The sequence below is a fragment of the Hydrogenophaga laconesensis genome (genome assembly GCF_031457235.1).
Classification (GTDB): domain Bacteria; phylum Pseudomonadota; class Gammaproteobacteria; order Burkholderiales; family Burkholderiaceae_C; genus Hydrogenophaga; species Hydrogenophaga laconesensis.
The window spans coordinates 54907-68407 of the sequence record NZ_JAVDWE010000013.1; the positions used below are offsets into that span (position 1 = coordinate 54907).

Annotated in this window: 12 protein-coding genes and 1 pseudogene; 7 read left to right on the plus strand and 6 right to left on the minus strand. The window is 66.3% G+C overall.

The genetic code is table 11. The annotated features are described in order from the left end of the window. Window positions 1–91: 91 nt before the first annotated feature. Genes J2X09_RS20055 through J2X09_RS20065 form a run of 3 tightly spaced genes read left to right on the plus strand, consistent with a single transcriptional unit; the run spans window position 92 to window position 3614 of the window. Complete coding sequence (locus J2X09_RS20055) at window positions 92–2158, plus strand: molybdopterin-containing oxidoreductase family protein (protein WP_204735145.1); 2067 nt, start codon at window positions 92–94, stop codon at window positions 2156–2158. Beyond that, on the plus strand, window positions 2158–3252 hold the full coding sequence (locus tag J2X09_RS20060; RefSeq protein ID WP_204735043.1) for an aminopeptidase: 1095 nt from the start codon (window positions 2158–2160) through the stop codon (window positions 3250–3252). The genes J2X09_RS20055 and J2X09_RS20060 overlap by 1 nt, the downstream gene beginning before the upstream one ends. 26 nt (window positions 3253–3278) lie before the next feature. After that, window positions 3279–3614: a polyhydroxyalkanoic acid system family protein gene (locus J2X09_RS20065; protein WP_204735044.1), complete on the plus strand. Its 336-nt coding sequence runs from the start codon at window positions 3279–3281 to the stop codon at window positions 3612–3614. Window positions 3615–3695: 81 nt separating this feature from the next. On the opposite strand, the gene J2X09_RS20070 is transcribed toward J2X09_RS20065, so the two are convergent. Then, window positions 3696–3950 carry an acyl-CoA-binding protein gene (locus tag J2X09_RS20070; RefSeq protein ID WP_204735045.1) on the minus strand — a complete coding sequence of 85 codons (255 nt, stop codon included), beginning with the start codon at window positions 3948–3950 and terminating at the stop codon, window positions 3696–3698. Window positions 3951–4108: 158 nt separating this feature from the next. Here J2X09_RS20070 and J2X09_RS20075 point away from each other — a divergent pair, with 158 nt between their 5' ends. Next, window positions 4109–5689, plus strand: coding sequence for a wax ester/triacylglycerol synthase family O-acyltransferase (locus J2X09_RS20075; protein WP_204735046.1), 1581 nt, complete (start codon window positions 4109–4111; stop codon window positions 5687–5689). Between the two features lie 7 nt (window positions 5690–5696). On the opposite strand, the gene J2X09_RS20080 is transcribed toward J2X09_RS20075, so the two are convergent. Then, window positions 5697–6476 carry a type III pantothenate kinase gene (locus J2X09_RS20080; RefSeq protein ID WP_204735047.1) on the minus strand — a complete coding sequence of 260 codons (780 nt, stop codon included), beginning with the start codon at window positions 6474–6476 and terminating at the stop codon, window positions 5697–5699. A 66-nt stretch (window positions 6477–6542) separates the two neighbouring features. Beyond that, window positions 6543–7211 (minus strand): helix-turn-helix transcriptional regulator, encoded by a 669-nt coding sequence (locus J2X09_RS20085; RefSeq protein ID WP_204735048.1) that lies wholly within the window; start codon window positions 7209–7211, stop codon window positions 6543–6545. 183 nt (window positions 7212–7394) lie between these two features. Here J2X09_RS20085 and J2X09_RS20090 point away from each other — a divergent pair, with 183 nt between their 5' ends. Together J2X09_RS20090 and J2X09_RS20095 are read left to right on the plus strand one after the other, a co-directional pair. After that, window positions 7395–8627: a sensor histidine kinase gene (locus J2X09_RS20090; RefSeq protein WP_310309136.1), complete on the plus strand. Its 1233-nt coding sequence runs from the start codon at window positions 7395–7397 to the stop codon at window positions 8625–8627. 44 nt (window positions 8628–8671) lie between these two features. After that, entirely contained in the window at window positions 8672–9619 is a 948-nt protein-coding gene (locus J2X09_RS20095) for a response regulator (protein WP_310309138.1), read from the plus strand. Here the strand turns inward: J2X09_RS20095 and cqsA are convergent. The 3 genes and pseudogenes from cqsA to J2X09_RS20110 form a co-directional block, all read right to left on the minus strand. Then, complete coding sequence (gene cqsA / locus J2X09_RS20100; protein WP_204735051.1) at window positions 9616–10872, minus strand: alpha-hydroxyketone-type quorum-sensing autoinducer synthase; 1257 nt, start codon at window positions 10870–10872, stop codon at window positions 9616–9618. The two genes, J2X09_RS20095 and cqsA, sit on opposite strands and share 4 nt — an antisense overlap. A 164-nt stretch (window positions 10873–11036) precedes the next feature. Beyond that, entirely contained in the window at window positions 11037–11456 is a 420-nt protein-coding gene (locus J2X09_RS20105; protein ID WP_310309186.1) for a rhodanese-like domain-containing protein, read from the minus strand. 204 nt (window positions 11457–11660) lie between these two features. Further along, window positions 11661–12200, minus strand: a pseudogene (locus J2X09_RS20110) (MBL fold metallo-hydrolase); the annotation flags it as partial. 188 nt (window positions 12201–12388) lie between these two features. Here J2X09_RS20110 and J2X09_RS20115 point away from each other — a divergent pair. Further along, entirely contained in the window at window positions 12389–13498 is a 1110-nt protein-coding gene (locus J2X09_RS20115; RefSeq protein ID WP_204735053.1) for a TRAP transporter substrate-binding protein, read from the plus strand. The last annotated feature ends 3 nt before the right edge of the window (window positions 13499–13501 follow it).

The following is a 13501-nucleotide window of genomic DNA, read 5'->3' on the forward strand; positions in this document are numbered from 1 at the left end:
ATCGCCCGGGAAGGCCCTGCAGGCGACAACCGACTGCCATCAAGGGGATACCCCCGCGCATATCATGAAGTCCGCACGCTTCACCCACGCCATGACCTCGTCCACGACCACCCCGGAAACCACACAGGTGCGCGGCGCCTGCCCGCACGACTGCCCTGACACTTGCTCCCTTGTCACCACAGTCGACAACGGCGTGGCCGTGAGGGTCAACGGCAATCCGGCCCATCGGCACACCGATGGCGCGCTGTGCACCAAGGTGTCGCGCTACGCCGAGCGCAGCTACCACCCCGAGCGCCTGCTCACACCGCTCAAGCGAAGTGGTCCCAAGGGCAGCGGGCGCTTTGAACCGGTGGGCTGGGACGAAGCGCTCGATGACATCGCACAGCGCCTGAAGACGATCGCCGCGCGCGATCCGCAGGCCATCCTGCCTTACAGCTACGCCGGCACGATGGGCCTGGTCCAGGGAGAGGCCATGGCCGGGCGCTTCTTCCACCGGCTCGGCGCCTCCCTGCTGGACCGCACCATCTGCGCATCGGCCGGTGGCGAGGCGCTGGTGCAGACACTGGGCGGCAAGGTGGGCATGAAGGTGGAACACTTCGCGCGCGCGAAGCTGATCCTGATCTGGGGCAGCAACTCGATCGGCAGCAACCTGCACTTCTGGCGGCTGGCGCAGCAGGCCAAGCGCGATGGCGCACGCCTGGTCTGCATCGATCCGCGCCGCACCGAGACGGCCGACAAATGCCACGAGCACATCGCGCTGCGCCCCGGCACCGACGCCGCACTGGCTCTGGCCCTGATGCACCAGCTCATCGCGCACGACTGGCTCGACCACGACTACATCGAGAAGCACACCCTGGGCTGGGAGGGCCTGCGTGAACGCGCCTTGCAATGGCCCCCCGAGCGGGCGGCCGAGGTCTGCGGCGTGCCGGTGCAGCAGATCGTGGACCTCGCACGCGACTACGGCACCACGAAGCCGGCGGCCATCCGCCTGAACTACGGCATGCAGCGTGTGCGCGGCGGGGGCAACGCGGTGCGCGCCATCGCCTGCCTGCCCGCCCTGGTGGGCGCCTGGCGCGACCCGGCCGGGGGTGTTCTGCTGTCGGCCTCGGGCCACTTCCCCGTGAACCGTGCTGCCCTGCAACGGCCCGACCTGCTGGCCGGGCGCGCGCCGCGCACCCTCAACATGAGCACCGTGGGCGACGACCTGCTGCGCGATGCATCCCCCACGTTCGGCCCCCGGGTGGAGGCCGTGATCGTCTACAACAGCAACCCCGTGGCCGTGGCCCCCGAGTCCGGCAAGGTGGTGCAGGGCTTCGAACGCGAAGACCTGTTCACCGTGGTGCTGGAACACTTCCGCACCGACACGGCCGACGTGGCCGACTACATCCTGCCGGCCACCACCCAGCTGGAGCACTGGGACATCCACAGCAGCTACGGCCACACCGACGTGCTGCTCAACCGTCCGGCCATCGCGCCCGTGGGGCAGGCCCGCACCAACACCGACATCTTCCGTGCGCTCGCCGCGCGCATGGGGTTCGACGACCCCTGCTTCGCCGACGACGACCTCACGCTGTGCCGCACCGCTTTTGGCGATCAGGTCGATTTCCAGCGGCTGCTCGACGTGGGCTTCGCCACGCTGCCCTTGCCCGATGCGCCGTTCGCGCACGGGAACTTTCCCACCGCGTCGGGCCGCTGCGAGTTCTTCAGCGAACGGCTGGCGGCCCGAGGCCAGGACGGCCTGCCCGACCACCTGCCCAACTTCGAGAGCATCGGCAGCTCGTCGCAATTCCCGCTGGCCATGATCTCGCCACCGGCGCGCAACTTCCTCAACTCCAGCTTCGTCAACGTCACCAGCCTGCGCGACATCGAAGGCGAGCCCCTGCTGGAGATCCACGCCGACGATGCCGCATCGCGCGGCATTGCCAGCGGGCAGATGGTTCGGGTCTTCAACCTGCGCGGCGAATACCGCTGCAAGGCCAATGTGTCGAAGCGCGCCCGCCCGGGGGTGGTCAATGGCCTGGGCATCTGGTGGCGCAAGCTGGGCCCCTCCGGCACCAACGTCAACGAGGTCACCAGCCAGCGGCTGACCGACATGGGTGGCGGCCCGGTGTTCTACGACTGCCTCGTGGAAGTCGCCCCGCTGCACGAGGACGCCTGATGCGGCGGTGCCTGGTGCTCCTGACCTTCGCCCTGCTGGGCGCGGGCTGTTCCAGCACCACCGGCGTGGGTTACTACTGGCAATCGGTCACCGGCCATCTGCGGCTGATGCAGGCGGCGCGACCGGTGGACGATTGGCTGGCCGACAGCCGGACACCGGAACGCCTGAAGACGCAACTGGCACTCGCGCAGCGCATCCGCGCGTTCGCGGTCACCGATCTGGGGCTGCCCGACAACGCCAGCTACCACCGCTATGCCGATCTGCGACGTCGCGCGGCGGTCTACAACGTGGTTGCGGCCCCAGCGCTCTCGCTCAACCTGCAGAGCTGGTGTTTTCCGGTCGCGGGCTGCGTGGGCTACCGCGGTTACTTCGACGAGGCCGACGCCCGCGCCTTCGCCCGCAGCCTGCCCACCGACCTGGAAGTCGCGGTCTACCCGGTGCCGGCGTACTCCACGCTGGGCTGGATGAACTGGGCAGGTGGCGACCCGCTGCTCAACACCTTCATCAGCTACCCTGAGGGAGAGCTCGCCCGCATCGTCTTCCACGAGCTCTCGCACCAGGTGGCCTATGCCCGGGGCGACACCGAGTTCAACGAATCCTTCGCGACCACGGTGGAACGGCTGGGCGGTTCGCGCTGGCTGGAGACCCGGGGCAGCGCACAGGCCCGAATCGACTACGCGACATTCGACCAGCGACGACGCGCCTTCCGGGCCCTCACGTTCTCCACACGCCAGCGGCTGCAGGCCATCTACCAGGACATGGCGCTCGAAGCGGCCGAAAAGACCCGGCGCAAGACCGAGGTCATGGCCGACTTCCGCCGCACCTACCAGGACCTCAAACGCGACTGGGGTGGATTCGCGGGCTACGACCCCTTCGTGGCCCAGGCGAACAACGCCAGCTTTGCCGCCCAGGCCGCCTACGACGGGCTGGTGCCGGCGTTCGAAGCCCTGTTCGAGCGCGAGGGCCGCGATTTCAGGCGGTTCTATGATGCGGTGCGCACGCTGGCCGCGCTGCCCAAGGAAGAGCGGCGCGCCCGGTTGCAGGGCCTCGCTCCCCTGGCACATCTGGCCAGCCCGCCCGGCGCACCACCCTGACCCGACCACCACACACGAGGCAAGCCATGGCAGACATCCATATCGAACGCGAGCACTCCCTGGGCCTGCCGGCCGCGCGCAAGCTGGCGTGGCGCTGGGCGGAGCAGGCCGAGAACGAGTTCGACATGAGCTGCACCTACGAAGAGGGCAAGCACGGCGACGAGGTGCAGTTCACGCGGTCCGGCGTCAACGGCACGCTCAAGGTATCGGGTGACCGCTTCGAGCTCGACGCGCGTCTGGGTTTCCTGCTCGGGGCGTTCAAGGACCGCATCGAAAGCGAGATCGTGAAGAACCTCGACACCCTGCTGGCCGCGAAGAAGCCCGCCACCAAGGCCGCGGCCAAAAAGAAAAAAGCCGGCTGAACCGGCTTCGTCGCATTCAAAAGACACCCGCGGAACCGGCTTTCCCGGGCCGTCAGGTGCCCCCCGAAGGCGGGGCAGGGGTCAGCTCAGGCTTTCGATCAGATCGATGTACTGCTGCATCGCATCGTCGCTGCCCGTGCCCTTGAGGCCGTTCCAGGCATCCCATTTCGCGCGGCCCACCATGTCGCCAAAACCGGGCTTCTTCTCGGCGTTGTCGCCAGCGGTGGCCTGCTTGTACAGCGCATAGATCTTCAGCAGCGTGGCGTTGTCGGGCCGCTCGCTCAGGTTCTTGGAGTTCGCCACTGCGGCTTCGAAACGGGATTTGAGATCGGCCATGAATGCTCCTGGTGGTCTGTGAGACGCCCGGCTCGATGGGGCCGGGCTTAGGGGTGTCCCGCTATCTTACGATTTGGCCTCTCTGCACAATAGGGCCACAACCCCAAGACCAGCGGCACCGGCCATCGTGGCCTGGTTCACGCACCCGAGGAGCATCCATGGTTCAACGCGTCGCCGCTGCCCAGCCCGGCCAACCCGCCGCGCGCCGCGCCAGCAAACCGAAGTCCGCCGTGGCGCGCGTGCGCGGGGCCAGCGCGTCGGTGCAGCAGGCGCTGGCCACCACGCTGGGCATGGAGGGCGAGCGCATGAGCAAGGTGGACACCGCCTGGCTGCGCATGGACTCCCCGTCCAACCTCATGATGATCGTGGGCGTCTGGATCCTGCGCCCCGGCATCACCCAGGCCGACCTGAAGCAGCGGGTGCGCGAACGCCTGCTGCCCTACCGGCGCTTCGTGCAGATTGCCCGGGAGGACGCCGCCGGCGCGCACTGGGCGAACGACCCCGACTTCCAGATCGAACGGCACATCGTCACCCACCCCCTCAAACGCCAGCGCGGCCAGACCGAGCAGGAAGCCCTGCAGGCCCGCGTGGGTGAGCTCGCCATGCAGCCGCTGGACCGCGAACACCCGCTCTGGCGTTTCGAACTGATCGAACAGTACGACGGCGGCTCGGCGCTGGTCGCCCGCATCCACCACTGCATCGCCGATGGCATCGCGCTCATCAGCGTGATGATGAGCCTGGTCGATGGCGGCGGCGCACCACCCGAACGCAGGCCCCGCAAGTCGGCAAAGATCGGCCTCGATGGCGCCGAGGACTGGCTGGCCGATAGCTTGATCCGCCCCTTCGGCGACATCACGGCCAAGGCACTCGAGGCCGCCGGGGGCGGCGCGGCACGGTCGCTCTCCCTGCTCACCGCACCCCAACAGAGCCTGAGCAGCACCCTCGGCCAGGCGGCCGACATCGCCCGCATGGGCGGTCAGCTTGCCAGCGACCTCGCCTCGCTGGCACTGATGCCCGACGACTCCCCCACCCGCCTCAAGGGCCTGCCGGGCAGCACCAAACGCGTGGCGTGGTGCGAGCCGATCCCGCTCGACGAGGTCAAGGCCATTGGCAAGGCCATGAACTGCTCCGTCAATGACGTGCTGCTGGGCTGCGTCGCCGGCGCCATCGGCGCCTACCTGCGGGGCCTGGGCGACGACACGCGGGGCAAGGAAATCCGCGCCATGGTGCCGATCAACCTGCGCCCTCTGGAAGAGGCCTGGAAACTGGGCAACCGTTTCGGCCTGGTCCCCCTGGTGCTGCCGATCGGGCTGGACAACCCGATCGAACGCGTGTTCGCCGTGCGCGCGCGCATGAACAGCCTCAAGGGCAGCCTGCAACCGCTGCTGACCTTTGGCCTGCTGTCGGTGGCGGGTCTGCTGATCAAGCCGGCGCAAGACGCCATGCTCAGCCTCTTTGGCCGAAAGACCACGGCGGTGATGACCAACGTGCCCGGCCCGGCCACCAAGCTGAAGGTGTGCGGCTCCACGCTGGAGCAGACCATGTTCTGGGTCCCGCAGACCGGCACCGTCGGGCTGGGTGTTTCCATCCTGAGCTACGGTGGCGGCGTGCAATTCGGCGTGATTGCCGACACCAAGCTATGCCCGGACCCTCAGCAGATCATCGACCGCTTCGAACCCGAGTTCGCCCGCCTGCTCACCCTGACGCTGATGCTGCCCTGGGGCGAAGCCAGGGCCTGAGCGCGGTCTATGTTGATGAGGTCAGGGCCAGGCGCTGGTCGGCGATTTCCAGCAGGCCATCGAAGATGAGGCTTTCCACCAGCTCCACCTGGGTGGACATGCTGGGCGCCATCTTCCAGCCAGCCCCGCCGGTCATGTAGCACACCGGCTCCTCGCCGCAGTGGCGCCGCAGGTTCTCCACCATGCGCTGCACGGCCCCGGCGATGGCGAAGGTGCCCCCGCTGGTGAGCGCATCGCTGGTGTTGGTGGGAAAGTCGCAGACCTCGCCCGTGGGCACGTGAAGGCCGGCCGTGCCCGACTCCAGCGCCCGCAGCATGATGCCGTGGCCCGGCAGGATGATGCCGCCGAGGAAGCGCCCCTCGGTGTCGATGGCCTCCACCGTGACCGCCGTGCCAACCATCACCACCACGCAAGGCCGCTTCGGCCCATTGGCCAGCAGGCGCTGACGCGCACCGATCATGGCCACCCAGCGGTCGGAGCCCAGGCGGGCGGGATGGTCGTATCCATTGAGGAGGCCGGCTTCGGAGATGCTCGACACCACCCAGCGCGGCGTCACGTCCCAGAGCTCGAGCTGTTCCTCGACCCGTCGCTTGACGGCATCGCCGGCCACCACGCAACCCAGCACCCACCGCGGGGGAGGCAAGGTGCTCCAGTCACCCTCTTCCAGCGTTTCGATGTTTTCCAGGAACTGGGCACCGCTCGCCAGCAACGTGGCGCCCACGCACGGCGCATCGTACAAAGCCCACTTCAGGCGGGTGTTCCCTACGTCCAGGGCCAGAAAAGTCATGCGCGGATTATGACCATGCGACCCGGACCGGATTGCGGCGGCGCAGCATCGGCGTGAGAGGCCAGATCAGATCAGCCCGATCCAGCACGCGCGCTGCACGGCGGCCAGCTTGTTGTCCGTCTGCAACTTGGCCATGGCATTGGCCAGGTGGTAATTCACCGTGCGTTCCGAACAGTCCATGCGCGCGGCTGTCTCGCGCGCGGTCAACCCCTCGAAGGCGAGGTTCAGGCTCTCGAGCTCACGCGGGCTCAGACCCACGCGCTGCTCGGCAATCGTCCGCCGCAGCATCGGCCAGACATTGAAAGCCGACCACGCCAGCACCGCCGCCTCGGAACGATCGGCAAATGCACGCGGGCTGAACATGAAACATTCGAAGGCGCGGCTAGCCGGCAGGCTGAACGCCACGCGCACCAGGGTCTGATAGCCATGCGCCAGCCAGAGGCGGCGCCAGCGGCTTGACTGCTCGAAGGACGACTTGGAAATGTCCTGCCAGGCCACGAGCGGCGCATCGCTGTCGCGCCAGCCCGCACCAAAATCCCGGCTCTCGGCCAGCGCTTCCGCGGCCGCGACAAGACGGGGTGGATGGACAGCCAGCACCTCACGCTGGTCCCGGCCGCCCAGGGGATTCGGCCCCAGCACGAGGACGGCTTCCACTCCCTGGTCACGCAGCGCGCAGACCCAGTCGGCCAGAATGCCGTCCAGGCCCACACTGTCAAAGTTGACAGGCAGGGTCATGGTTGTTGACGCCCTGTTGCATACACAATGCCTACTGAATCAGGATAGGGGGCTGGCGCCGAGGGTGTTTGGCGATCGAAGGAGTGCATATTGTCTTTTGACCGGTTGTGGATGCTCAGCGCCAAAGCCCGCTTGTGGCGGTGGTTGCTGGACGAGGTCGTCCATGCGCCCGTGGAGCCTATTTTGCACCCATCGCGGTACCGGCTGCTATGGATAGGCGCATTCACCTTCGTCGGCCACCTCGTCATCTACGGCATCTGGGGCCAACTGGTGCCCCAGCCATATGAGAATGTGTGGGCGCGACTCGTCATGGCGTTCCTCGCACTCATCTATGTATTGCCGCGAATTTCGCGCGACCCATCGTCGACTGCAAGCGGTCGCCTGTTCAGCCTCGCCACCTGGATCCAGCTCCCGTGGTTCTTCACCTGGATGTACTGGATGAACGGCGGCAACGCCGCCTGGCTGGGCAGCATGGCGGCCATGATCCTGATCTACTACCACGCGACCGACTGGCGCCTGGCCACGCTCGGCCTCATCACCGGCGGCATCGCGGGCTGGGCCACGGCGGAGTTCTATGGTGGCAGCACACACCCGTTCGAAGAGCCGCTGGCCAATGTCGTGGTGATCACCTTTTCATGGCTCATGGGCCTGATGCTCGGTTTCTCCAGCGCCAACCTGCGCCGCGCCCGGCTGCTCAACACCCTGAGCACCATGGGCGTGATGGCCCACGAGCTGCGCACGCCGCTGGCCACCGTGAACCTGATGGGCGATGTGCTGCGCAACCTCGTTCAGCACGATGTGCCTGAAGCCAAGCGCAAGAAACTGGAAGAGCTGGCCACGCGGTTGCAGAATCTCGTGCGCAGCATGAACCGCCAGATCGACACGCAGATATCGAACGCCCAGCTGATGCGGCTGCCCCGCGAGCAGTCGTTGATCATGGCGGCGGAACTGGTGCAGGAGGTGGTGAGTCAGTACCCTTACCGCTCTTCGCGGGAGCGCGACTGCGTGCAGGTGCACATCCAGGGTGACTTCTGCTTCTCCGCCTCCCGCCCCCTCTTCGCCCAGGTGCTCACCAATCTGCTCAAGAACGCCTTGCACGCCCTGGCCGCTGCCAGCACGGCACCCAGCCCGGGCGATCTGCGCGTGGACGTGGGCCTGCACCACGGCAAAGGCAGAATCGCCGTATCGGACGATGGCATCGGCATCACCCAGGAACAGCTCCAGCGCATCTTCGAGCCCTTTTTCTCGACACAGAGCGGTGCCGGCAACGGCCTGGGCCTGACCTTCTGCAAGAACGTGGTCGAGGCCGCGCAAGGACGCCTCAGCGTGCACTCCCAAGCCGGGCTGGGTGCGGTCTTCATGATCGACCTGCCCCTACATACCCCCGCGGCCCAGCCCCAGGCCGTCTCAGGCTGACCAAGATGGCATTGACGATTTCTCTCTTTCACCGTCCTGGCAGCGTGTTGTTTCTGGATGACGACACCGACTACCTGGAAATGCTGGGCATGGTGATCCCTGCACACTGGCAGGTCGAGCTGTTCTCCCGACCCTCGGGCTTTGCCGCCCGCATGCAGAACGAACCCGCGCGCTGGGAAGCCGATGCCATGGCACAGCTGCAGATGATCGAACGCTGGCGCCAGGGACAGCCTTTGTTGCCGCAGGTGTTGCGGTACTGGGCCATCAGCGCCTCGCGCTACGAACTCGCCCAAACATGCGTGGTGGACTATGCGATGCCCGGCACCGACGGTCTTCGAGTGCTCAACACCCTGCTCGACTGGCCGGGATCGCGCGTGCTGCTCACAGGCCAGGCCGACGAGCAGATCGCCATCCAGGCCTTCAACAACGGGCTGATCGACCAGTTCGTGCCCAAGCAGACCACCGACATCACCCGCCATCTGCTGGGGGTTCTGCGCAAGCTGTCCCAGACACCGCACCCACGGCTCAATACCTTGTGGCGGGCGGCGCTGCGGCCGGCCCAGCAGTCCATGCTGCAGATCCCCTCGGTGGCGCAGGCCCTGCGGGCCTACACGGAACAGCACTGGGTGGAGTATGTGGTGCTGGGCGAGCCCTTCGGCCTGGTGGGGCTGGACTCCATGGGCAACTGCCACTGGCTGCAACTTGAACCCACCGCAAGCCTGCCCGATCTGGCCGAACTCGCAGGCTCGGCGGGGTTGGGCTTCGACGCGGTGCGTGCGGTGCAGTCCGGCCAGCGGCTGGCGGCCGTCGAACTGCATCAGCAGATGGGTCTGCGTGGCCCGGTGCGCACCGCCCAGGCCTTTCCGGTGGGCGATGACGGCGTGCTCTCAGGCGCCCTGTTCAGCCTGGACGCCAGCGATCTGCCCCAGCCCATCTATGCCTACCGGCATTTTCTGGAAGCCCAGGGCGGGCGACACGTTCACGACACTTAGGCCGCGACCTCCATGGCGCTGGCCTGCACGCGGGCGCGGCGGGCGCACGGCCAATCCCAGGGCTTGACGATCGGCGCAATCTCGCGCGCCACGTTCTCCAGGTGTTCGATCTCCGCCTCGGTGAGGGCCGAGTTGAGCGTGAGGCGGACCAGGGCGCGCTTGCTGCTGGTGGCCGGTGCACAGAAGATCGCGCCGAACACACCCCGCGTCTCGAGTTCGTCGCGCAGGCGCATGGTGTCGGGCTCTGTGCCTGCCTCCAGCGCAATGATCTGCTCGGTGCCGTGGTGCAACGGGTAGCCCATGGCGCTCAGGCTGTCGCGCACACGCTGGGTAATGGCCTTGAGGCGGGCGCGCCCATCGTCCGCCTTCTGCAGCACATCCACGGTGGCCCTGAGGCCGGCGATCTCGTGGGGCAGCAGGCAGGAACTGAAGATGTTGGGGAAGCTCGAACTCAGGATGTAGTAGCGCATGCTGGCCGGCGCGGTGAAGAAGCCGGCGCGGCCGGCCATCGACTTGGCCAGGCTGGCGGAGATGAAGTGCACGCGGTCCGTGAGACCAAGTTCGGCGCAGAGCCCTGCTCCACCCGGGCCATGCGTGCCCAGGGAATGGGACTCGTCCACCAGGATCATGCTGCCGTGCTTTTCGACAACTTCCAGCATGTCCTCCAGCGGACACACCGAACCGGTGGTGCTGTAGACCGAGTCCACCACCACCACGCCCGGGCCGTTCTTGGCCATGATCTTGTCGAGGTGCGCAGCGTCGTTGTGCCGGAATGCAAAGGCCGGAGCGCGGGCCGCGTGCGCGCCTTCCCACAGGGAGGCGTGGGCCTGGGTGTCCAGGTACACGGGGGTGTTGGCGTCAGCGATCGACTGCAGCAGGCCGACGTTGGCGGAATAGCCGGACTGGCAGACAAAGGCGTCTTCCTTGCCAACCCAGTTCGCCAGTGACATTTCCAGCGCCCGCGTCGGGTGCTGCTGGAGCAGGAACACGCCGGACTGGACCACGAATTCGCTGGACTTGGTGATCGCTTCCACCTGGGCGGCGACGATGCTGGGGTGACCTGTGACGGCCAGGTAGTCGTTGCCATCCAGACGCACCGCATTGGGGCCCGGGGACGAGCCGTGGAGCACGAACTTGCCGCCCCAGGTGCCTTCCCAACGCGGCTTGAAATCGCGTTCCATCCGTTGAACCAGCGTCGCGGCCAGCGGGGGGTTCTTGAAGACTGCGGCTTCTGCGCGGTCCAGCGTTTCCATGGGGTTCACCTTTGCGGATTGAAAACCCCATTTAAAAAAGAAATCCGTGAAAAATTGCACGATACCTGTCAGGGTTGACAGGGCATGTGAGGCTTTTTACTCAAGTTTTGGCTAATGGTGCCGACAAGCGGCGACGCTGTTTTGCAACAGCTGTACGAAAGCACTCAGTTCTGGCGCCACGGCAAACCGCGAAAACGCCAGCCACCCTTGCGGCCCCGGTGCGCATCGGTGTCGGGATCGCCTTCAAAACCCTCCAGAATGTTGTACGCCTCAAGGCCCAGTTCAGTGGCGCGCCTGGCCGCCGCGACCGACCGCACGCCGCTGCGGCACAGCAGCACCAGTTTGCGCCCTTGGGCCGCCTCCAGCACCTGCTGGTCGAAGGTGGGGTTGATCGCCATGCCGGGCCACTGCTTCCACGCCACCGGCACCGCGCCGGGCACAAATCCCACCCATTCGCGTTCGGCATCGGTGCGCACGTCCACCATCACGGCCTCCCCGTCCTGCACCCAGCGCCAGGCCAGCTCAGGGGACACATCACCGGCGTATGTGCCCTGATGGGCGCCAGACGGAGGTTGCGGCTGCATCTGCAGGGCGCCGTCGGCGTCGTGCCGCAGGCCCGACGTGAGATTGGCCGGCACGGCTTCATCGATGCGACGCGGACGCGGCAGATCCAGTGCATTCATCAGAGCCACGAATTCCTCCTCGGTCTTTCCCGCCACCCGCGCGTTGGTGGTCTTCTCCCGCCCGATGCTGGAGCAGGACCGCCCCTGGTAGTCGTGGCCCGGCCAGACGATGGTGTCGTCCGGCAGCGTGAAGAGCACCTGGGTCAGGCTGCGGTAAAGCGCCTCGGCACTGCCTGACTGGAAGTCCGTGCGGCCGCAGCCATTGATCAACAGCGTGTCACCCGTGAACACATGCTCACGCCAGACGAAGCTCATGCTGCCGGCGGTGTGGCCCGGCGTGTGCAAGGCCTTGAGCCGCTCGCCGCCGAAATCCAGGATGTCGCCATCCTGGAGCTGGATGCCGGCGGTGCCGATGCCGCAGCCCACAGGAGCGGCGGTCTTGGCGCCCGCGAGTTCGGCCAGCCGGCCGGCGCTGGTGATGTGGTCCGCATGGGCATGGGTCTCGACCGTCCAGGCCAGCTTGAGCCCGTACTCCCGGAGGGTGGCGAGATCGCGTTCGATCTGCTCGTCCACGGGATCGATGATCACGGCCTCGCGGCTGAGTTGGTCGAACAGCACATAGGTGTAGGTGCTGGAGGCGGGGTCGAACAGCTGGATCGGTTTCATCGTCTTCGAAGTGGTGTGGTCGCGTGAGCTCGCGATCATGCATGAGCCGGCTCACACAAATTTCAAAGGGTGCTGAAAGTATTTTCACGCCCGTTTTTGCGGCCCGCTCCCTAAAAAACAATGGCTTGCACCCGTCGCCTATTCACTGGTCGGTGAAAACCCTGCGCACGCAAAGGGCACCTTGGGCGCATCATCGGCGGCTCATCAACCCAGACTGGAGACAACAGATGACTGACAAGAAGACCGTCACTTCGCGCCGCGGCATGCTCAAGGGTGCTGCCGTTGCGGCCGGCGCGATGTCCGTGCCGATGATCGCCACCGCGCAGACCACGACGCTGCGTTTCCAGAGCACATGGCCGGCCAAGGACATCTTCCACGAGTACGCACAGGACTTTGCCAAGAAGGTCAACGACATGGCCGGCAATCGCCTGAAGATCGAGGTGCTCCCTGCGGGCTCCGTGGTCCCTGCGTTTCAGTTGCTTGACGCGGTGGCAAAGGGCACACTCGACGGCGGCCACGGTGTGGTCGCCTACTGGTATGGCAAGAATTCCGCCCTTGCGCTGTGGGGCTCCGGCCCCGGCTACGGCATGGATGCCAACATGGTGCTGGCATGGCACAAGTACGGCGGTGGCAAGGCGCTGATGGAAGAGATCTACAAGAGCCTGAACCTGGACGTGGTCTCCTACCTGTACGGCCCCATGCCCACCCAACCGCTGGGCTGGTTCAAGAAGCCGGTGGCCAAAGTGGCTGACATGAAAGGCCTCAAATTCCGCACCGTGGGGCTGGCCGTGGACGTGTTCACCGACATGGGCGTGGCCGTCAACCCGCTGCCCGGCGGCGAAATCGTGCCGGCACTGGACCGCGGCCTGATCGATGCGGCCGAGTTCAACAACGCCTCCAGCGACCGCGTGCTCGGCTTCCCGGACGTGACCAAGAACTGCATGCTGCAGAGCTTCCACCAGTGCAACGAGCAGTTCGAAATCCTGTTCAACAAGTCCAAGCTGGCTGGCCTGCCCGCCGAACTGCGCTCCGTCATCGAGTACGCCGCCGAGGCCAGCAGCGCCGACATGAGCTGGAAAGCCATCGACCGCAACTCGCAGGACTATGAAGCGCTGAAGAAGGACGGCGTGAAGTTCTACAAGACACCCGACCCCATCCTGCGTGCGCAACTGGCCTCGTGGGACAAGACGATCGCCAAGAAGTCCGCCGAGAACCCGCTGTTCAAGAAGGTGCTGGATTCGCAGAAGGCGTTTGCGCAGCGTGCCGGGCAGTGGCACAACGACTACACCGTCGACTACAAGATGGCCTTCAACCACTACTTCGGCAAGAAGAGCTGAGGT